Here is a 21528-nt window from a genome sequence, read left to right as displayed (position 1 = left end):
AATAAATGGTTTTATTTTATTTCTTAAATTCAGCAGATTTGATTGAGTACTTGATGGATTCTTCCGTTTCAGTATCAAAGAAATGCAGTTTGGTGTTGTCGATAACCAGAGTGATTTTTTCATCAATCTCAACATCTGGTTCGCCAGTGCCTAATGTGCCCACAAATAGATTCATGGGTGCGGCATTAAAGAACACGTTAATCGCATCGCCTAAATATTCGCTGTTAAGCGCAGTGACTTCAAAACAACAATCAGGGAACGCATCGCGGTATTTTTTACCAGAGCGAATGGCACTAGAACGTGCGCCTAACGTGACAGGCTTTCCGTTATAACCAGCGTTATTTAGGATTTGTTGGTCACTTTCATTCAAGGTAATCGAGAAAGAAGGACACATGAATTGACCGCCTTCGTACATTCCTTCAATAAGGTTCATTGATGGCATGCCCATGAAAGTGGCTACAAAACAGTTTTTAGGGTTAGTAAATAGCTCTTTTGGAGAACCAATTTGTTGAACTTCACCCATCGACATTAATACAATACGGTCTGCCATGGTCATTGCTTCAACTTGGTCATGGGTTACGTAAATTGTGATAGCGCCTTTGTCTCTGTGCATGCGAGAGATTTCAGTACGGGTTGTGGTACGTAACTTCGCATCCAAATTACTTAGTGGTTCATCCATTAAATACAATTTAGGGGTACGAACCATTGCTCGGCCTAAAGCCACACGCTGACGCTGACCGCCTGAAAGCTCTTTTGGTTTACGCTCTAGATATTCCGTTAAAAATAGATCTTCAGAGATGTTGTCAACCGAGCTTTTAATATCATCACTAGGGTAGTTACGTAACTTTAGGCCGTAGCCAATGTTGTCACGCACTGACATGTGTGGGTAAAGCGCATAACTTTGGAATACCATCGCAATATCACGATCTTTTGAGCTAACATCGTTGACTACTTCGCCATCGATAATGAACTGGCCATCAGTAATGTCTTCTAAGCCTGCGATCATACGTAGCGTGGTGGATTTACCACAGCCTGATGGACCGACAAGAACAATGAATTCCCCTTCTTCAATATCGAGATTGAAATCACGCACTGAGCACGTATCAGAATTTGGGTATTTTTTATTGATGTTTCTTAATGAAATTTTGCTCATTAGCCTTTTACTCCACCAGACGTTAAGCCGCCCACGATATAATCTTGAAATTTATAGAAAACGATAACAGGCGGAATTGCTGCTAAGACCGCGCCTGCTGCGAATACGTTGTAGCTTGATTCTTTGATGTTATTGATAAGACCCATAAGGCCAACTGCCAGTGTTTTCGCTTCTGAATCCATACTTGCAATCAGGAACTTAGGCATGATGATGTCGCCAATTGGACCTAAGAAACAGAAGATAGCGATAACCATGATCATTGGTTTAACTAATGGCAGTAGGATTTCTTTGAAGATCTGCATTTGAGTTGCGCCATCAATTTTTGCTGATTCATCTAATGCGCGAGGAATCGAATCGTAATAGCCTTTCATTAAAATCGTATTCATTGTGATACCACCTGTGGTGTAGATGAGGATCATAAAGATATACGTATAAAGTGTGGCGTTGGCAGAGCTGTAAATACCGATAGAGTTCGCAATCGCATACAGAGCAATTAAGCCACTGCCTGATGGGATAATTTGAATAATCAGTAATGACATTAATGCACTTTTACGTGATTGGTAACGATAACGAGAATAAACAAACCCAGAAATTGTCACGATAAACGTAGAAAGAATCATGGTAATTATCGATACTAAGAAGGTATTTCGGTACCAACTCAAATAAGGCGTATCATTGAAAAGCTGAACAAAATTTTCCGTTAGACTGAAATTCTCAGGGAAAAATGAGGTTGAATACAGTGAATTACTCACGTTAAACGCACTCATTAAGGTCACTAATATTGGGTAAAGAATGATCACTGCCATCGAGATCAGAAACGCATAACAACAAGCCACACCCATGTTCTTCGTGATGACATGACGATTAAAACGTTTTGCTTTGATTTGGCGTGCTAAAGGGATTGCTTTGTCCATTACATCACTTCCTCATTTTTAAAGGCACCCGCTTTCAACCATGAATACAAGACCACGGCACCAACAACTGTACTGGTGATTAAGGTATATACCGCCGCTTCGTTGTATTTAGCATCCATCATTAAGCGGAAACCAAGAGATGAAATCGTATCGAGTGGTTTGTAGATTGACCCTACGGTTTGAACCGTTGCCTCACCTAACATGTAAACGATGGTGACGTTATTAAAGTTGAAGGTAAATTGAGTAATAAACACCGGAGCAACACTGATCAATATCAAGGGTAGAGTGATGTCGAAGAAGTTGGTCCATGCGTTACCACCATCGATGGCACTGGCTTCATACAAGTCATCAGGAATGGTTTGTAATACACCCGTTACTAAGATAAATACGTAAGGGAAGCCTAACCATGCTTGAATTAGTATGATGGTGATTTTGGCGTAATCTGCGTTTAGGAAGAAGCCAATTGCTGTGCTTACATCGTATTCGTTACCGGTGAAAAACGGGATAACCATGGTGTTCATGCCGCCAATCTTTGAGAAGAAAAGTTGGAAAACAAGAATGGTTAAGAAAGCAGGAACCGCCCAAGGTAAAATGTACACAGTACGGAAGAATTTTTTCCCTCTGATGTGTTTATTGTTTGCTACAACGGCAAGGACGGTACCTAGAACGATAGTCAAGGCAGAAGCACAGAAGGTCCAGGTGAGTGTCCATGACAAGGTTTCTTGGAATGCAGCAGCAGTACGTTCGTTCGTGAACAAACGCTCAAAGTTGGTAAAGCCTTTCCATTCAATAAGAAATGCTGGTGGTAAAACAGGGCGTTTGAAGTTAGTAAAGGCCACTACAATAGAAACAATTGCTGGCAGTAAAGCAAAAACAAACAGCAATATGAACTTAGGTGCGGTAATTAGATTAGGTACGATTTCGTGTGATAATCCGCGTACTTTTTCAGTAAACGTAATTGCAAAACCAGATTCATCTATTTGTCGTTTTACGTCTTTTGCATCGCGAGCAAAGGCGTAGTGCAATGCGAAAAAGACTAAGATCATCATTGCGCCAACGGTTGAACCTACCATGATAAGAAAAGAATCATCTACAAAGCGCTCTGCACCAATAGTGATTTTTCCATTCGGTTGTTCGACAGCCAATAGACGGAAATTAGGAAGGGTAAATTGAATAAAAACCAATATCTCTAAAGCCAATATAGAGAATCCAAATAGAGTCTCTCGCATTCGACGCAGTAGAAGGTGTCCACTGCCAGGAATAAGCATAGAGAGCCAGAATACAAACTGTTGACTCATGTAAATAACCTACTTATTTATTAGTGTTGTGTAGATATGTCATGTCTTTGTATTGCACGATGCTGAGTGATTCGGCATCGTGCAGATAGAGTGAAAATCGAATGGGTGTGGGTTACATGTCTTCGATATCAATTTCGATAGTATCAACGGCTGCATCTAGTACCGCTTTTACATCTTGACCTTGTGCGATTTGAGCAAGACCCGTTTTCATTGGTCCCCAAACCTTCATGAACTCTGGGATACTTGGCATAGGTTGGCCGATATTGGTCGCATCAAAGATAGCTTTATGTAGAGAGCCTTCTTTGTAATTGACAGATAGGCTAGGTGATACTTCACGTGTGTCTGCATACCATTTGTTTGCGTTTTCAGGAGTCGCTAGGAATTTAATAAACTCACGAGCACCTTCTTGATTATCACTGTAACCATTTACGGTCATCCCTTTTGTGCCTGTTAGGGCTTTATATGGATGACTGCCATCCCAACTTGGAATTGGTGCAGCACCAACGTTAATGCCTGCTTTTTCAATATCAGCAATTGCCCATGGGCCGTTGATAATGGCTTTTAGTTTTCCTTCCATGAAGTATTTCATCATGATGTCATAAGCAACGGTATCATCTTGCATTAGGGTCCAGTGACTCACGCCACTTTTATATAGCTCTTGAGCCGCTAAACCCGCTTTGATTGCGTCAGGTGTATTTAAACCAATATCTTGAGGGTTATTGTCTTTGAAGATATAACCACCGTTAGACATGAATAGACCGCCAGTGAAGTAGAAATCAGTGAATTTCGCTGCCCATTCTGATGGTGGGATTTCTTTCAGTGTTTTTGGTGCTTCTTTTAACATGTCTTTGTTATATAGAAATAGGGTTGTATCTGTAGACATTGGAAGCATGTAGGTTTGGCCGTTATAGGTTGATGCGTTGGTTGCTGCATCGGTATAACCGTTAACGGTGAAATTGGTTGGGGCAATTAAATGTTGATCCGCTAATTCACCGATTCGGTCATTTGGGATCATGAAAATATCAGCAATGTTGCCTTTTTGAGTTGGTAGTGCAGCCAGTAAATCAAACATACTTGTTGCAGTTACTTCTACTTTAAAATCTTTGCCTTGATTGAACTGTTCAGCCAATTCGGTGAAGTAAGGTACGTAGCTTTTTTCTACACCGATAACAATGTTTTCTGCTGCCATTGCGGTATTGCTTAATAGTAGGGCGGCTGAAACGGCAAGCGATATTTTCTTAATCATTTTATTGCTCCTGAAAAGGGATAGAGTTTTAAACCGATAAAATCACGTTGGTATAATTTAATGGTATCAACAGCTTATATTTAGTATTAAGCGGTCTCTCTAGAGTGCTTCCTGCGATACATGTTGACCTGTTTATAAGGCTAACGTCATTGAGATAATCATAGATCTTTGGTGGTATACGGTGAAATGCTATTTATCTTAGGTAGCCATAGATAAAATGCATATCACATAGATAAATGTTATCTACCGCAACGATATCTAGGGTATTCACTATCTTTGATTGGTTAAAAATGTGAAGGCAGTAACAGTCTGTAGGACGAGACAAAAGAAAGTAGAAAAATCGGTAGGGTAAACAAAAGTATTGGTGGATCACAGTTAAGATAAGCTGATGAGAAAATTGAATAAAAAAGGGAATAGAGGAATACACTTTACAGTAAAAAGGGCGACAGTCTTTGTCCCCCTTTTTGAGTTATTTATTGGCAATGTAGAATTATACTTTTGCTTTAACCGCTTTGATTAGCACAGACGTATCCATTCGACCTAAACCTTGCTCTTGAAGGTTTTTGTATTCTTGGTCGACTTCTTCAGTCAGTGGCAGCTTAATCCCATGAGCTTTTGCTTCATCTAGACAAATGCCTAAATCTTTTCGCATCCAATCGATAGCAAAACCAAAATCGAATTTATCTTGCGCCATGGTGCTTGCACGGTTTTCCATCTGCCATGAACCGGCAGCCCCGTGTTTTAATGTTTCAACGACAAGGTCTATATCCAAATTTGCTGTTTCAGCAAGAATAAGCGCTTCACTTAACCCTTTTAAAACACCAGCGATACAGATTTGGTTTGCCATTTTACAGCGTTGACCTTGGCCATTTTCACCAAGAAGGGTAATGGCTTTCGCAAAGCTTTGAATTACAGGTTTTGCTGTAGTGAAAGCTTCTTCATTGCCGCCACACATTACGGTTAATACGCCATTTTCAGCACCGGCTTGACCACCAGAAACAGGTGCATCAATAAATTGGTTACCTTGTGCTTCACACGCTTTAGCAAGTTCAACCGCTAAGGTTGCTGATGTGGTGGTGTTATCGACTAAAATAGCGCCAGGCTTTAAACCTGCAAGAACGCCATCTTCACCATAAATAACGCTACGAACATCGTTATCATTACCAACACAAACAAAAACGATGTCTGAGCCTTCTGATGCTTCGCGTGGAGTTTGAGCTGATTGACCTTGGTATTCCGCAGCCCATTGTTTAGCTTTTGCTTCGGTGCGGTTATATACCGTGGTTGAGAAACCTGCAGTTTGCAGATGACGAGCCATTGGGTAACCCATTACGCCCAAACCAATGAAGCTAACGTTAGTGATTTCCATGTCATTCCTTATTATGTGCTGTTGTTATTAACGATTAAAACACAGCTCGTAACGATTTGACATAGGTCAATATTGAGATTGTTTGTGATATTGTCATGAAATTAATTCATGATCAGTTGTGTCTGTTACTAGTATCTATCTAGTAAATCGACAGTAAAGTTATCAAGGTCAAGCGTAAGGTTCATTTCTGTGGCTTGTTCATATACTTCATTTAAGCTTTTTTGAACCGCTGTAATGGTAAGGGTGTTGTTATCCAAGGTAAATACTTGTTGTTGAGTCGTGTAGTAAAAAGCGAGTATCAACAGAGAGTCGTGATCATTTTTGGCTGCTTTTTCTTTAATCTTCGCTAGCTTACGATAGATACGATTATGAATTTGTTTTAGCTGCCATACATACATGATCTCATTAAAGTAAGCGTGCGCTTTTACTTTGTTCATGATAATTGAGCTTACGATAACCGCTAAGATAACGCCAAGAACATTGAGATGAAAGTTACCAGTAGAGCCGGATTCAGTAATGCCTTCTGAGCCAAATAAAGCAATAAGAATTGAGCCGAATGCAAGGGCTAACACCGCAAGACAACCAACAAAACCCACCATGACCAAGTTGGTTTTTTTACGATACGTGTCTTTGTTTATATTTAGAATTTTCATTTTAGACCATTCTCGATGAAAGTAAGTAGATGGGCAGTGTAGTGCAAAAAGGAATAAAATTGGAATTAAGAAAGAGTAACCGTTAGTTTCATCAACGTTTTATTGAAAAACAGATGTGGTTAAGATACAAAAAGCCATATCAAATTGAGTGATATGGCTTTGTTAATATTGCGTATTATTTTTTGAGGTGTTTAATCTTTAAAAGATAAATTGATACAAGAAGCCCGCACCAATTGCCATGCCTAGAATTACCACTAAGAACGCTGCAATCATTTGGTTCTTGAAGATAGATTTAAGTAAAATCACTTCGGTTAAACTTGCCCCTGCACTACCAATGATTAGCGCCATTACTGCACCAAGGCTCATTCCTTTTGCTGCTAGTGCTGCACTTAGCGGGATAACCGCTTCAGCACGAATGTAAAGTGGAATACCAATGACCGCCGCAACTGGGATTGCAAATGGGTTATTTTCACTTGCGATACGAGCAACGAATTCTGTTGGCATAAAGCCGTAGATCATAGAGCCAAGTGCGATACCACCAATCAAGTAAGGTAATACTTTCTTAAAATCAGTCCATGTGCTGTTCCAAATTTTGATCCACTTGCTTTGCGGTGCTTTTTTCGCGCCGCCACAGGTTGAACCACAGCTTTTTGGTTCAGGTGCGATATACGCGGTTTCTTTTACGTATTTTTCAAAGCCCAGTTTTTCTAATGCGTAGCCCGCAATGATTGAAACGCCCATCGCAATCGCAAAGTAGAACACGGTAACTTTAAGTCCGAATGTCACCGCAAACAGGCCAATAATAATTGGGTTTAGTAGCGGACTTGCAAACAAGAACACCATCATGGTACCGAAACCGGCTTTCGCTCGTAATAGACCTTTCAAGAAAGGAATTGTTGAGCATGAGCAGAATGGAGTAATCGCTCCTAATAAGCCTGCAACAATATAGCCTCGGCCATTTTTCCCACTCAGAATACGTTGGATCTTTGCTGGTGGAATGTATTCCTGTAAGACGCCAACAAGGTAGCTAATTAATAGGAACAGTACGGTTAATTCTGCCGCTAAAAACGCGAACATATTTAAGGTGTCCATCACCATATCTTGTGTAATTGTAAACATAATCTAAATCTCTATATTTCTGGAATAGTCGAAATGTACACTTAAGGATTAGCATGATCAAGTTATTTCTAGTATTATCGAAATATAAATTTAAAGAGGACGCGTCATGGATATCGAGATTGTTGCTAAAGCACTGAAAGAATTAGGCCATCCCACACGTTTAGCTATTTATAAAAGTGTAGTGAGAGCTGGGTATCAAGGTATTGCGGTCGGCGGACTTCAAGAAAAATTGGATATTCCGGGTTCTACGTTGTCTCATCATGTATCAGGTTTGGCCTCTGCGGGGCTAATTTCACAACGTCGTGAAGGTCGTACCCTTTTTTGTGTGGCTGAATATGAGAAACTGACGTCAGTGATTGGTTTTTTACAAGACGAATGTTGTTTTGATGAAGCGTGTGAAGAAGAGGAACAATAAAATGAATGTATATACGCAATTTGAAAGTCCAATAGGCCTGATCACGGTCAATGGGAATGACGATGGTCTACTGGGTGTGTGGTATGAAAGTCACGCAAGAGAACTTAGTGACTTTGGAGTGCAAGACGATGATCATCCTATTTTGCGACTCACTATTAGCCAGTTAACCGAATATTTTAATGGTGAACGTCGAGAGTTCTCGATCCCATTAGCGGCAAATGGCACCGAATTTCAAAACAAGGTGTGGCAGGCATTAACGACCATTCCTTATGGTGAAACCTGGTGTTATAAAGATCTTGCCATTGCAGTAGGTAACCCAAAGGCGTCTCAAGCAGTTGGTGGGGCTAATGGTAAAAATCCAATCTCAATTATCGTTCCTTGTCATCGTGTGATTGGTAAAAATGGCAGCCTAACGGGATACGCTGGTGGCGTTGACATCAAACAAGCATTATTAAAGTTAGAAGGTATACGTTAATTTTGTAGTACGCTACACTGATCGGAATTATGGATGATGAAGGAATAACAATGCACGCAATATTAAAAGTCATTGCTAACTTAATTAATAAGCACTTTATGGCGATTAATATGTATACGCTGATGTTTCTTCTTATCAGTTACGTCGCGTTAAGTTGGCTAGGGTTAACCTTGGCTAATGAACCTCATTTAACCGATAACCTATCCAGCTTTTTTTACTATATCGTTACCACCAGTAGTACCGTAGGGTATGGTGATTTAAGCCCAACAACCGATCATGGTCGACTCTTTTCAGCCTTGTTTATTATTCCATGCGGTGTTGGTTTATTTGCGTTGTCAGTGGGACGTGCCGCGGTATTTTTTACCGATTTTTGGCGTACAAACAGAAGAGGGAGACGAAACTTGAACTTAGAAAATCACATTATCGTTATTGGAATAAACAGTGGGCGAACGCCTCACCTTGTTCAAATGTTAAGAAGAGAAGAGCAAGGCCGACGAGAAGTGGTGGTTGTCTCTTGTGAGTATGAAGAGTCTCCTTTTGATTCTGATATCCATTTTGTTCGCGTTAACTCGTTTACCGATGCAACAGAAATGGAACGCTCAAACTTATCGAAAGCCAGTGCGGTGATTGTTGATACCGATTTAGATGATGCAACGTTAACCATTAGTTTGTTTGTCGCAGAGCAAAACAGCGATGCGCATTTAGTGGCTCACTTTGAAGATCCAATCAAACGAGATTTATTGCATAAATATTGCCCAAATTCAGAGTGTATTTCGTCACTGTCGACAGAATTAGTGGCGAAGTCTGTAATGGATAAAGGCTCAAGCTTTATTCATTCAGAGTTGGTGAGCGCGCATGAAGGTCAAACTCAATACTCAATTGAGATACCGAGTGACATCACGCCATTTACGATTGAATCGGTGTATACGCCATTTAAGAAGCAGTATGAAGCCATCATTATTGCCATACAGACAAATAATGAAGGGTGCAAAATTAACCCAAGTTTGGAAACCATACTATCGCCAGGCGATGTGATTTATTACATTGCGGATGAGCGTATTGTCGATCTTAATTGGGCTAACATTACGAATTAATCATTATTTTTGGAAAGAAACGGTAAACGTTGTTTGTGTATCGGCAGACTGCACTGTTATCTTTCCATTATGTGCATTTACAATCGAACGAACGATAGGTAATCCAAGCCCTGCGCCTGTGCTGCTTGAATGTGTTCGTGATTTATCGGCTCTGTAAAAGCGCTCAAAAATAAAAGGCAGATCCTTTTCTTGGATAGTGTCACCTATGTTTGAAATTGATAATTGCACTTTATTTGGGCTGTCTTTGATATCAATTAAAATAGAACTGTTTGGTGCTGAATGACGAATTGCGTTTGATAAGAGATTATTAGCAATTCGTTGTATCATCGATTTATCCCCCCATAGCACGCCATTACCAGAAAGCAGGATAGTAACGTCTGACTCTTCAGAAATGATGCTGTAATATTCTACAATAGGTTCAAATAATGAGACTAAATCTAAGTGGACATTACTCTTTAATAGCAAATCATTTTCTGATTTAGCAAGATAGAGAGTATCGTTAATGGTTTTATTGATCCGTTCTAATTCTTCTAAATTAGACGATAAAATGTCTTGATAGTCTTGTGTGGATCTTGAGTGTGATAGCGTGACTTGAGTTTGTGTCACAATGTTCGATAATGGGGTTTTTAACTCATGGGCAATATCAGAAGAAAAGTCACTTAAGCGCTGAAACCCCAATTCTAATCGTTCAAGCATTTGGTTTTGCACCCTCGCAAACTCAATGAGCTCAGTGGGTAAACTCTCATCAGATAATCGGATATGCAATTTATTTGGTTGAACTTCTTTGATTCTATTTTGCAGTGATCTAAGCGGTTTAAATCCCATACTCACGATCAAAAAACTGTAAAGAAAAGACAGCAAACTCGCGATGCCAATAGACCACATTAAAATAACTTTGAGTTTTTTATTAAATTGAATGTGATGATCAATGTTAATGCCAATGAGAAGGCCAGTGTACTCTTCATGTGCGTTTAGAGGATAATATAAGGTTCTAAATGTATGGTTATTATACGTCCACTCGTTAAGGTCTTTTGATGGAGAAAATGCACCATCATTTGCGATTACGTTGGTGTTTTGGGTTTGCTCTCCGTTCTTTTTGGTTATCCATACATTAATGCCTCTGCTTTTTAATGATGCAAATATCTCGGTACTGGTAATCCCTTTGTTTTGCAGTAAGACGGAAACGGAAGTGCGGTTGGAGGTTATTTGATGACGATCTTCTTCATAGAAATGGGATTGAACGAGATACTGAATGGCGATGCCAAGGCCAATAAACACAAATACCGAGGTGGAGAAAAACATGAGGGTGAGCTTTAATTTCATTGAAAGATAATGAGTTTTCATTGCATCACACCTCGTCCATTTTATAACCCATTCCTCGCACCGTGTGAATCAATGGCGTGTCGTAAGGTTTATCGATTTTTGCTCTGAGTCGCTTAACGGCAACGTCAATGACATTGGTGTCACTGTCGAAATTCATATCCCAAATGAGAGAAGCGATGGTGGTTCTTGATAGTACTTCTCCTTGCTTTCGCATGAACAATTCGAGTAATGAAAATTCTTTTGCTGTTAACGTAATATTATCGTGATTTCTTGTCGCAGTGTGTTTTAAAAGGTCGAGTTGTAAATCACACAAGACTAACTCGTTTACTTTTTGGGTGTGCGAGTTTGCAATTTGAGATCTCAGTGCATTTTCAATACGAGCTTTTAATTCAGCAAAGGCAAAGGGCTTGATTAGGTAATCATTCGCGCCGAGTTCAAACCCTTTTACTCTGTCATCTACTTGATCTTTTGCCGTCAGCATAATAATAGGCGTGCTATTTTCGCAGTTTCTGAGCGTTTGCAAAATTTGCCACCCATTCAATTTTGGCAGCATGACATCTAAGATAATTAAATCGTATTGATATGTCGTTGCGTTATACAAACCATCAACGCCATCACGCGACAGATCAACAGTGTAACCGGACTCTGTTAATCCCTTTTTTAGATAATCTCCAGCTTTCGTTTCATCTTCTATTATAAGTAGTTTCATCACGTTACTTCTTTAAATACGGAGAACAATCAGTGGGTATCAATACAATATAGTCGCATCTTTCTTATATGGCACGTTGATTTATAAAGAATAGTACAAAAAAACTAGTCATTAGAGTTGTGCTCTAAGTAATGATAATTTGCGTGTATTAATCCTGTGTATTGTATTTGCCCTGCCATGTTCATTGTTTCTTGAACTGTGATGTAACTCTTGTCGTCTAAGCTAATGCTTTGGGTTGTTTTTGATTCAAATGATTTGATTTTTAATGCCTTTTTAAGTTCTGATGGTGAACTTGTATCGAGTTTATTTAATTGAGTTAAAGCTTGATTGTAGGCTTCTTTTTTCGTTGTTACATGGTCAGTATAGAGCGTCGTATTGCTTGTTTTACTAATATAGTTGCCGCTAGTGATAACTGAGTTAGCCATCGCATTTGAACTTGCAAGAATAATAACGGCTGATAGAGCAAGCGTTTTGAATGATTTCATGATGATTCCTTAATGAGCTGTTTTGTTTAAGTAGGTTCATAATAGCGGACTGAAAGTGACATAACGGGGTCTGGTATATGACATTTTTGTCATGTTAGTTTTGGGGAATGGGTCGTGTTTTTATGACTGATATCATTAAGAAGAGAGAAACTGTCGCCATTTGAAATTCTTTATTGCACTGAGGTAATGCTGAGATTAGAATGCGAACGATTTTCATTTTAATTGGTGAGTAAACGTGTCCCGTATTTTAGTGGTTGATGATGACATTGCATTGTGCAATTTATTACAAGAAGTATTGCAAGAGGAAGGCTACGATGTTGATTGCGTACATTGTGGTGAAAGTGCATTAGAGTATATTCAAAACCATTCTGTTGATCTTGTTTTGCTGGATGTCATGTTGCCTAAGCTTGATGGGTTTCAAGTGGCACGACGTATCTGTCAACGTTTTGCAACGCCCATTCTTATGCTAACGGCCTTAGGTGATGAAGCCTCTATGTTGGATGGCTTACAAGCCGGTGCCGATCATTTTATTGCTAAACCATTTAATGTGCCGGAATTACTCGCGCGTATTACGGCCATCTTGCGTCGAGTTGGGTTAGAGCGTCAGCGTCAAAGTTACGTGGGGGCAATTGAAGATCTCTCTGAGCAGTTCTCGCGTTTGCCATTAACTGAAACAGAATCAGAGTTACTGCAATATTTGATTAAAAATACCGATGTTGTCGTGTCGAAGGCGGATTTACAAACGAATATCTTAAAGAAAGAGCTGTGTCCGTTTGATCGAAATTTGGATATGCACATCAGCAATATTCGTCGTAAGTTATTGAAGTCGGGCTTATCTAAACAACACATTAAAACAGTTCGTGGCCGTGGTTATAGCTTTATAAAAATGGTTAATGGGTAGGAGATAATAATGGCTTTGCGTTGGTTTCAATCTTGTCCTTCTTTTATTCGTAAGCACCGCAATGGACTCGCGTTTCGTTTATTCAGCTCATTCGCTATCATTCTTGTTGTGATACTTTCATTGCAAAGTTTGGCCGAAATTGCGTTAATGAAATCGATGTTACGAATTCCGTCTTCTATCCAAGACAAAATGTTGGATTTAGCCTACCAAGCCAATGTTCTCATTGATGAAGGGGACATGGATGAACTGGCTGATTGGGCAAACGCACAAGAGTATTATCTATTTGTATTGGATAAAAATAACCGACCAATTACACACCGAGACATGCATCCTCATTTTGAGTTCAAGTTGAAATATTTACGTCCACTCAATACGCAGCTTGATAATAAAGTGAATCAACCGATCATTGGAATACCATTGAACGATGGGTTGACGATTGTGATGCAAATGCCTTACAAATATCACCCTGCTCGTTATTTTTCGCTGTATTTTAGTATTATAAAAATCATTATCTCTGGCCTTATTTTAGGCTTATTTTCGTGGGTTATTGCTCGTTATTTGCAAAAGCCATTAGATAAATTAAGAGAGGTGAGCCATCGACTTTCTGAAGGTGATTTTACGATTAAAGTGGCGGATGAAATTGGTCATTCAGTGCGCGAGTTTAGTGAGTTGGCGCATGACTTTGATAATATGACAGGGGAAATACACTCTCTTGCTGAAAAGCAAAATAGGTTGATCCGAGATGTGTCTCACGAATTACGAACACCATTGGCTAGGCATAACTTAGCTCTGCATTTATTAAGAAAGAGAACAGATAACGAGCATGTACATTTGCTTGATCGTTTAGAAAATGAATCGGCAGAAATGAATAACTTGGTTGGTGAGATTTTAGAGTTTAGCCAATTAGAGAACGCGCGTTATTCTACAAAATTAGAATCACTGATTTTAGACAGTTATTGTGAAGCTCAAATTACGCAATTACGTTCAGATTTAAAACCCAATCAAACCTTAGAAACACGATTCTCCCATGGGGCTGATGTTGTGATGGTTGATTGTCGTCTTTTAGCTCGGTGTATAAATAACCTCATTAGCAACGCCATTAAATACGCGGGAGATAACGCGACTATTCGATTGTTGATCACCCGTTATCAAGAGAATGAACGGCATTATATTGCGGTTATTGTTGAAGATGATGGGCTTGGTATTCCAGAGCATCAACTGAAAGATATTTTTGCGCCATTTACTCGTTTAGAGTCAGCCAGAGATAAGCAATCTGGTGGTTATGGCTTGGGGCTTGCGATTGTGAAAGAAGCGATGTCAGTGATGAAGGGGAAAGTGAAGGCTGATAATCGAAAAGAGGGCGGTTTGAGGATCTCACTGTTGTTTCCTGTTTAGTTCTTACCTAGATTAGTATTATTTAGAATTGCAGCGATGGTTATAAGAAATATTGAAGTGAAGATAAAAATAAACCCGAGCACATTATATGCTCGGGTTTGTTATTTATGGATATGAACTAAATCATATTACCCATTCATTGGTGGCGTAAACGCCGTTAATGTTGGAGCAACGCCTTTGAATTTTTCAATTTTTACAACCCCAGAGTTGCCACAGTTCCCATTGGCTAAACGAGACGTAGGAATATCCATTGTCAGTACATTTGGTCCACCATTCTTACACATGCCTGTTTTAGGGTCTAAATCAGGCCATGCACCTTCGTGGATACAGACGCTGCCTTTTTTGATGCCATCAGAGACAAAAGCACCAACCAGAACTTGGCCACGTTGGTTATAAGCGCGAACTAAATCGCCATCTTTAATACCACGTGCTTTTGCATCTTCTGGGTGAATTGTAATAGGCTCACGGTTTTGTACTGCGTATTCTTTACGAAGATCGGCATAGTTAAATTGGCTGTGCAAACGGTGTGCTGAGTGCGATGTCATTAACTGCAATTCACCATCAGCGTAGTTGAACATCCACTCTGTTGGTTCAATCCACGTAGGGTGTGGAGGACAATCATCTAGCTTGTAGCTTTCAATTGTTTTAGAGAAAATTTCAATTTTACCACTTGGTGTTCCTAGTGGGTTCATAATTGGATCTTTACGGAAATCACCAAAACGAACAAATTGAGCATTTTTTTCATTCCACTTCATTTCGATAAGCTCATTTGCTTCCCAGAATTTGCTGAAGTTCATCATAGGGATGCGAGCATTACGACCACCTTGTTGTGCTGTTTTATAGAAATCACGAAGCCATTCCATCTCCGTTTTGTTTTCCATATACACATTTTTACCACCAGGCGTAATGTACTCTGCCATATCAGCAAATACATCTAAATCACTACGAGCTTCATGTTGTGGCTCAACCGCTTGCTTCATAGGAACAAGATGTTGGTTAGAATAGTCGCCTGTCATCGTCATATCATTACGCTCAAATGAAGTCGTAATTGGTAGAACGATATCTGCGTGTTTTGCAGCCGCTGTCCAGTATGGTTCTGAAATTACGATAAGTTCAGGTTTTTGCCATGCTTTGATCAGACGGTTAGTATCTTGGTGATGCGTAAAGTTAGCACCGCCCGCCCACCAAATCATTTTAAGCTCAGGGAAGGTCATCGTATGACCATTATGTTGGAATTCAGTCCCTGGTTTTTCTAAACACTCAACAATTCGAGCTACAGGGAAAGAAGCTACAACACCACCAGCCGCTGCCCAACCGCGAGCTGCAGCATCACCCGTTTTACCGATAGATGCAGAAATTGCAGGTAATACACCCGCATCACGAGTAGGATTTCCACCATTAGAATAGTGGTATGAATAACCAAAACCACCGCCAGGTAGACCAACTTGACCAAGCATTGAAGCAAGAACAGTAAGCATCCAGTGACGTTGTTCACCGTGCTGTTGACGTTGCATACTCCAACCAGCCATAAGCATGGTGCGATTTTCTTTAAAGATCTTAGCCAGAAGTTCCAGTTGTTTTGCTGGAACACCACATATTTCAGATGCCCATTGTGGTGTTTTCTCTATACCGTCTTCTTTACCCATTAGATACGCTTCGAACTGTTCGAAACCCGTCGTGTACTTAGTAAGGAATTCAGTATCGTGTTGCTGTGTTTTTACTAATTGATAAGCAATACCCATCATCATCGCAACATCAGATTGCGGATGAGGTGCAATCCATTGAGCATTCTCACCAAAGAATTCAGCCGTTTCTGAACGCATTGGGTCAATAATAATGACTGTTTTTCCTGATTTCTTCAGTTGGTGGAAAAATTCAAGACCTTGTCCGTCGGTAGAAGACCACGCAATTTTAAGAGTGTTAAGTGGATTTAAGCCCCATAGAACAACTACTTCACTGTTTTCTAAAATAACAGGGTAAGTCGTTTGTTGTTCATACACTTCGATAGAACCCACAACGTGCGGCATGATAACTTGAGCGGCCCCCGTTGAGTAATCACCCATGTGACCGGTATAACCACCAGCCATACTCATGTAACGTTGAAGCAGTGTTTGAGCTTTATGTAACACGCCGCTTGAACGCCAACCGTAAGAACCGGCAAAAATAGATTGAGGGCCATACGTTTCACGAATGCGCATGTGTTGCTCATGAATTAGCTTATAGGCATCATCCCATGACACTTGCACAAATTCATCACTGCCACGAAGCCCCTGAGGGTTACTTGGGTTTTCTAAATACCCTTTACGAACCATTGGGTATTTTACACGGGCTTTTGTATGAACTTGTGATGGACCGGTAAGCTGCAAGCTGTTTGGTACGGTTTGAGCTAATCCGCTTTTGGTTGAAATAAGCTGACCATCTTTAACTTCACAAAGTAATGGCCCCATGCGGCTAGACGTCAGAATTAATGAATCTGTACGGCCAAGCGTAGAAGCGTTCACAGATAACGGAGCGATAGACGTGATCGCTAATGCACCAGCAGATGCACCTGCGCCTTTTAAAAAGCCGCGACGAGTAATAGTTGTCATAGTCACTCTCTCTTATTTGTGATTAGCCACGTCTTTCGCGTGGTTTTGGAAGAATTTAGTCAGGATCTCAAGGTTTAGCTCAGAGATATCAGTACGTGCACCCATACCTTTAGCCACTGGCCCCCAAGAGTTTACAGTAAAGTGACTTGCAGCAATTTTAGCGTGGCAAGTAGAACAGTAAACATTATCAAGTTGCTCAGCGTAATCCCATAGCGGTTGGTTTGATGCAAGAACTGGAGCTTCAATATCACCAGTTAACTCAGCACTACGCCATTCATTGCCATAAGCATCTGTGTTTGCTTCACCTAATGTCAGCGCTTTGATGCCAGTATCAGTAAGAGTCGCAATGATTGAACGTTGGCCTTCACCCATGTAGATAACCGATTCTGCGCCTTTCATTTGGTAACCAGAAACAGTCACTGTACGTTTACCTTCATCGCTACTAACAGTCGTTAGTTCAACGGTAGGGTTAATGGTCGCAAGGTCAGCCATTTTAATGCTTTCAATTGGGTAAACTTTTTCAGCATCAGCTTTGGTGTTTTTAGCCATATCAAAAAGGTGGTCAAACGCAGACGTATCTAATGTGGCTTGTGGTGCAAAGTGAGCAACGCCTTTATGACAATCAATACAGGTTTGGTTATTTTCTCTTCCGTATGCGTGCATTTTTTGTGCACTAGCAGATTGGTCGTAAGTTTCCATTGCATCAAAGCTGTGACAAGAACGACAAGTAGCAGAGTCATTTTCACGCATTTGAGCCCAGACAGTTTCAGCCATCGCTAAACGGTGTTCTTCATACTTTTCATCAGTGTCAATTTTGCCAGTAACAAACTCGTGATAGATGTCTTTAGACGCACGGATTTTGGTAATTAGGTAATCAATTGGTTCTTCAGGGATGTGGCAATCAGCACATTCTGCACGAATGCCTTTCTGGTTACTGAAGTGAACAGAACCTTGGTATTCATGTAATGGTTTTTCCATCGTGTGGCATGAAACACAAAACTCAGTGGTTGATGTTGCGTGAAGTACTGCTTGTGTACCGCCCAAGGTTATCCAACCAATGGCAATACCAACAGCGATGATTAAAGCAATGTAACGTTTTTTCATAATATTATCCTTGATATAGCCATATTCTTTGTATGGTCAATCGCGAATTCTACCACTTTTGTACTATTTTTCTATAAATTAAGTGGTATTTATGTCAATAAGTTTAACCTTGTTCTGTAAATTGAGCTTTCTATTAATAAGGCTTCATTTTATGGCGTTTTTTTGATGTTAATTTCTTCTTTATTTGTTGCACCTTATTTATTTTCATTTACAAAACTTTACGAATGCAAAGAATGTAAATTTAATGCAAATAATAACAATTATCATTTATATTCCATCTCAGATTTTATCACCCCCCTTTTATAAATCTTTGGAGATAATGGAATATGTTTTCTAAAAGTCAGTTGGCTCTTGTTATTGGCGCAGTTTTGTCTACCCCTCTTGCTTACGCTGAAACAGATGCATCAACTACTGATGAGCACATGGTCGTTACAGGCCGTGATTACGGTTATAAAGCCGATACAAACTCAACATCAATGCGTATGGAAGCAACGCAATTAGAAACTCCAGGGCAAGTAACTGTCATTGATGAGCAAATCATTGATGAGCAACGTGCGAGTACACTAGGTGAAGTACTGAAGAATGATTCAAGTATTTCTGAAGGCTCGAAATCAACGAACCGTGAACGTTTTTACTTACGCGGTTTTGAATTAAGCAGCAGTTCAAGTTTCTTACGTGATGGCTCTCAGCATTGGTCTCATTATCGTCAACCAATTGAATTATTAGAGCGTGTAGAAGTATTGAAAGGCCCTGCAGGTTTACTTTACGGTAAGTCGACTCCTGGTGGCTTAGTAAATATGATCTCTAAAAAACCAACGTATGAGACTCAAGTAACTATTAGTCAAGATATTGGTTCAAATAATTACACTCGTTCAATAGCCGATGTTAGTGGGGCATTGAATGAAGATAAAACATTACGTGCTCGCGTGATTTTATCTCAAGAAAATCAAGATTCTTGGCGTACACGTTTTGACGGTACTGATGTAGAAACGGAACGTACTGTTGGTGGTTTGTTTGTTGATTATGATATCAATGAAGACATCATGTTATCTGCTCATTATGACAGAACTGACGAGCTAGGTGATTTAGATAACGGCTCAAAAGTAGATACAACGACAGGTGAAGTGATTGACCCAAATACCGTTAAAGACCAAAACTGGGCAAAAACAGATAATGATGTTGCCAACTATGGTGTTGGTTTAACTGCAAACTTAACTGACTCATGGTCTGTTAAAACCGGTATTAGCCGTCAGTTTTATGAGCGTCAACGTACAGAATCGGACATACATAAAGATGGTAGTGGTTACAAATCATCTGATCGTCATGATGAATGGACATTCGATACTGCTTATGTTGATTTCACGGGGGATGTAGATGCCCTGGGTGTTAATCACCGTTTATTAGTAGGTGGTAACGGCCTGCATTATGATTACAAACGTCAATATGACAGTTCAACATCATGTGATACAGGTACTGATACATGCAGTGATGGCTTTAATCGCCCTGGTGATTTGAACTCAAGTGATGATACTGTTGGCTCTCATTCTAAGAGCCAACATTACGGTATTTACCTTCAAGATTTAGTGACATTTAATGACTCTTGGCAGTTACTTGCTGGCGCACGTTTTGCTGTAGATAAAACAGAAGACAGTAAAGGAAAAAAAGAAGATTACACTAACATTCTTCCTAAGCTTGGTGTTATTTATCATCCTGCTGAAAATGGTTCTATTTATGCCGTATATTCTGAAAGTTTTGAACCAGTAGCAACCATTAATGATGCTGATGATGTTAATGATGGTCAAAAGCAAGACCCAATGAAAGGTAATTTATACGAGCTAGGATCTAAGTGGGAACTATTAGATAACAGCTTGTATGTGTCTGGTGCTTTATTCCAAATTGTACAGTCAAACATGCAAGTGTCTGAAGATATTAACGGTGGTTCAAATACACGTACTTCACAGGTCGGTGAGCAAGTTCATACTGGTATTGAGTTAGCTGCAACAGGTTACCTGACAGAAGCGTTCTCATTAAGCGCATCAACAACTTTACTTGATGCTAAATATGAAAATGACCCAGCATTAGAAGGTAAAACGCCTGCGGATGTACCTGAATTTAGTGCAAGCATTTGGTCTCAGTACGATTTCAATAACGGTACAGGTATTAATCTTGGTGTTTATCACGTAGGCGAGCGTTACGGTGACTCTAAGAATGAATTCAAAAAAGATGCTTACACACGAGTAGATATGGGTATTTCACATACTATTAAATATGATGAAAGCTTAGATTTTGTTGCTCGGTTCAATGTGGAAAACCTATTGGATACCGATTATCTAGCAGGTGGTAGTGCAAGTGGTGTAGTGGTTGGTGAAGGCCGAAACTACATGGCGACACTACAAGTTAAATACTAATTTAGCGCATTAAATATAAGGGAGGCTTCGGTCTCCCTTTACTGCGTTTATTTGAAGGCAAATTTTTTAAGAGATAGACCTTAAAAAATAACAGTTAAGAAATAGATAATATGAATATTTTAAAAACCAGTATTGGAATAGCGTTAGCTACCGTGATCACAACCGCTCAAGCAACGACGCTTGATCAAGCACGATCTATCGAAAATAAATCGAATACAGCCTCTGCTGTGAGCCAAACAAAAATTGATAAAAGCTCAGAAGCAACATTGGCATACAAAGCAGAGATCGAACAACTGCAAGAAGAAGTAAAGAATCTTGCGGTTTATCGTGATCACCTCACTGGTTTGGTGAATAGTCAACAACAAGAAATGGGTAACCTAAATAATCAAATAGAAACAATTAAAGAGACAAGACAAGGCGTCGTGCCATTGATGTATAAAATGTTATCGGGCCTTACTGTGTTAGTTGAGCAAGATAAACCAATCAAGATAGCAGAACGCCAACAACGTATTGAAAAACTTGAACACATGATGACAAGAGCCGATGTGAGCGATGCAGAAAAATACCGTCGTATTCTCGAAGCGTATCAAATTGAGATGGATTACGGATCGAAGCTAGGTACATATCAAACTCAAATCACGGTTGATAATGATGAATTAATCGATGCTGATATGTTGCATTTAGGTCGTGTTTCATTGCTTGCTCGTCGTTTGGATTCTTCACAATACTGGAGCTGGAATACCTACAGTAATCAGTGGACATTATTGGATTCATCATTTAATAACGACTTAGCTAAAGCGTACTCTGTCGCTTATAAGCAAGTGGCTCCGAGCTTATTGACTCTACCCGTTTCTTTATCACTGAAAGAGGTGAAATAAC

At 39.8% G+C, this 21528-nt stretch carries 19 protein-coding genes; 7 read left to right on the top strand and 12 right to left on the bottom strand.

The annotated features are described in order from the left end of the window. Positions 1 to 16: 16 nt before the first annotated feature. The 7 genes from A6E06_RS19420 to A6E06_RS19390 all read right to left on the bottom strand — a co-directional run bounded on the left by A6E06_RS19420 (position 17) and on the right by A6E06_RS19390 (position 7752). Positions 17 to 1153 carry an ABC transporter ATP-binding protein gene (locus A6E06_RS19420; RefSeq protein WP_065592673.1) on the bottom strand — a complete coding sequence of 379 codons (1137 nt, stop codon included), beginning with the start codon at positions 1151 to 1153 and terminating at the stop codon, positions 17 to 19. Then, positions 1153 to 2067, bottom strand: coding sequence for a sugar ABC transporter permease (locus A6E06_RS19415; protein WP_065592674.1), 915 nt, complete (start codon positions 2065 to 2067; stop codon positions 1153 to 1155). The genes A6E06_RS19420 and A6E06_RS19415 overlap by 1 nt, the downstream gene beginning before the upstream one ends. Further along, positions 2067 to 3365, bottom strand: a complete 1299-nt coding sequence (locus A6E06_RS19410) for an ABC transporter permease subunit (protein ID WP_017020915.1) — start codon at positions 3363 to 3365, stop codon at positions 2067 to 2069. Before A6E06_RS19410 ends, A6E06_RS19415 begins: the two co-directional genes overlap by 1 nt. 112 nt (positions 3366 to 3477) lie before the next feature. After that, positions 3478 to 4611 carry an extracellular solute-binding protein gene (locus A6E06_RS19405; RefSeq protein WP_065592675.1) on the bottom strand — a complete coding sequence of 378 codons (1134 nt, stop codon included), beginning with the start codon at positions 4609 to 4611 and terminating at the stop codon, positions 3478 to 3480. A 490-nt stretch (positions 4612 to 5101) separates the two neighbouring features. After that, on the bottom strand, positions 5102 to 5980 hold the full coding sequence (locus tag A6E06_RS19400; protein ID WP_065592676.1) for an NAD(P)-dependent oxidoreductase: 879 nt from the start codon (positions 5978 to 5980) through the stop codon (positions 5102 to 5104). A gap of 128 nt (positions 5981 to 6108) precedes the next feature. Next, positions 6109 to 6633, bottom strand: coding sequence for a DUF3087 domain-containing protein (locus A6E06_RS19395; RefSeq protein WP_065592677.1), 525 nt, complete (start codon positions 6631 to 6633; stop codon positions 6109 to 6111). 198 nt (positions 6634 to 6831) lie between these two features. After that, complete coding sequence (locus A6E06_RS19390; RefSeq protein ID WP_065592678.1) at positions 6832 to 7752, bottom strand: permease; 921 nt, start codon at positions 7750 to 7752, stop codon at positions 6832 to 6834. Between the two features lie 106 nt (positions 7753 to 7858). Here A6E06_RS19390 and A6E06_RS19385 point away from each other — a divergent pair, with 106 nt between their 5' ends. Genes A6E06_RS19385 through A6E06_RS19375 form a run of 3 tightly spaced genes read left to right on the top strand, consistent with a single transcriptional unit; the run spans position 7859 to position 9736 of the window. Beyond that, a complete protein-coding gene (locus tag A6E06_RS19385) occupies positions 7859 to 8167 on the top strand; it encodes a helix-turn-helix transcriptional regulator (RefSeq protein WP_065592679.1) in 309 nt (102 codons plus the stop codon). 1 nt (position 8168) lies between these two features. Next, positions 8169 to 8642, top strand: a complete 474-nt coding sequence (locus A6E06_RS19380) for a methylated-DNA--[protein]-cysteine S-methyltransferase (RefSeq protein ID WP_065592680.1) — start codon at positions 8169 to 8171, stop codon at positions 8640 to 8642. Between the two features lie 50 nt (positions 8643 to 8692). Then, positions 8693 to 9736, top strand: coding sequence for a potassium channel family protein (locus A6E06_RS19375; protein ID WP_065592681.1), 1044 nt, complete (start codon positions 8693 to 8695; stop codon positions 9734 to 9736). Positions 9737 to 9739: 3 nt separating this feature from the next. On the opposite strand, the gene A6E06_RS19370 is transcribed toward A6E06_RS19375, so the two are convergent. The 3 genes from A6E06_RS19370 to A6E06_RS19360 form a co-directional block, all read right to left on the bottom strand. Next, positions 9740 to 11080 carry a heavy metal sensor histidine kinase gene (locus A6E06_RS19370; protein WP_065592682.1) on the bottom strand — a complete coding sequence of 447 codons (1341 nt, stop codon included), beginning with the start codon at positions 11078 to 11080 and terminating at the stop codon, positions 9740 to 9742. Between the two features lie 4 nt (positions 11081 to 11084). Further along, positions 11085 to 11768, bottom strand: coding sequence for a heavy metal response regulator transcription factor (locus A6E06_RS19365; RefSeq protein ID WP_065592683.1), 684 nt, complete (start codon positions 11766 to 11768; stop codon positions 11085 to 11087). 104 nt (positions 11769 to 11872) lie between these two features. Further along, complete coding sequence (locus A6E06_RS19360) at positions 11873 to 12253, bottom strand: DUF3316 domain-containing protein (protein WP_065592684.1); 381 nt, start codon at positions 12251 to 12253, stop codon at positions 11873 to 11875. A gap of 235 nt (positions 12254 to 12488) precedes the next feature. On the opposite strand from A6E06_RS19360, the gene A6E06_RS19355 reads away from it, so the two are divergent. Then, on the top strand, positions 12489 to 13154 hold the full coding sequence (locus A6E06_RS19355) for a response regulator transcription factor (RefSeq protein WP_017021635.1): 666 nt from the start codon (positions 12489 to 12491) through the stop codon (positions 13152 to 13154). Between the two features lie 9 nt (positions 13155 to 13163). Continuing rightward, complete coding sequence (locus A6E06_RS19350; RefSeq protein ID WP_065592685.1) at positions 13164 to 14549, top strand: histidine kinase sensor domain-containing protein; 1386 nt, start codon at positions 13164 to 13166, stop codon at positions 14547 to 14549. A gap of 128 nt (positions 14550 to 14677) precedes the next feature. Here A6E06_RS19350 and A6E06_RS19345 read toward each other — a convergent pair whose 3' ends face one another. Together A6E06_RS19345 and A6E06_RS19340 are read right to left on the bottom strand one after the other, a co-directional pair. Next, the gene (locus A6E06_RS19345; protein ID WP_065592686.1) at positions 14678 to 17137 is read right to left on the bottom strand and encodes a molybdopterin guanine dinucleotide-containing S/N-oxide reductase; all 2460 of its coding nucleotides are present in this window, start codon (positions 17135 to 17137) and stop codon (positions 14678 to 14680) included. A 12-nt stretch (positions 17138 to 17149) separates the two neighbouring features. Then, entirely contained in the window at positions 17150 to 18241 is a 1092-nt protein-coding gene (locus tag A6E06_RS19340) for a NapC/NirT family cytochrome c (RefSeq protein ID WP_065592687.1), read from the bottom strand. 326 nt (positions 18242 to 18567) lie between these two features. On the opposite strand from A6E06_RS19340, the gene A6E06_RS19335 reads away from it, so the two are divergent. Both A6E06_RS19335 and A6E06_RS19330 read left to right on the top strand, forming a co-directional pair. Further along, positions 18568 to 20649, top strand: coding sequence for a TonB-dependent siderophore receptor (locus A6E06_RS19335; protein WP_065592688.1), 2082 nt, complete (start codon positions 18568 to 18570; stop codon positions 20647 to 20649). Positions 20650 to 20759: 110 nt separating this feature from the next. Continuing rightward, positions 20760 to 21527, top strand: a complete 768-nt coding sequence (locus A6E06_RS19330) for a DUF3450 domain-containing protein (protein ID WP_065592689.1) — start codon at positions 20760 to 20762, stop codon at positions 21525 to 21527. Position 21528: the final 1 nt, after the last annotated feature.

The organism is Aliivibrio sp. 1S175, from assembly GCF_001690985.1.
Classification (GTDB): Bacteria; Pseudomonadota; Gammaproteobacteria; order Enterobacterales; family Vibrionaceae; genus Aliivibrio.
The sequence above is the reverse complement of the archived record's forward strand: the minus strand, read 5'-3'. Positions and strand labels throughout refer to the sequence as shown.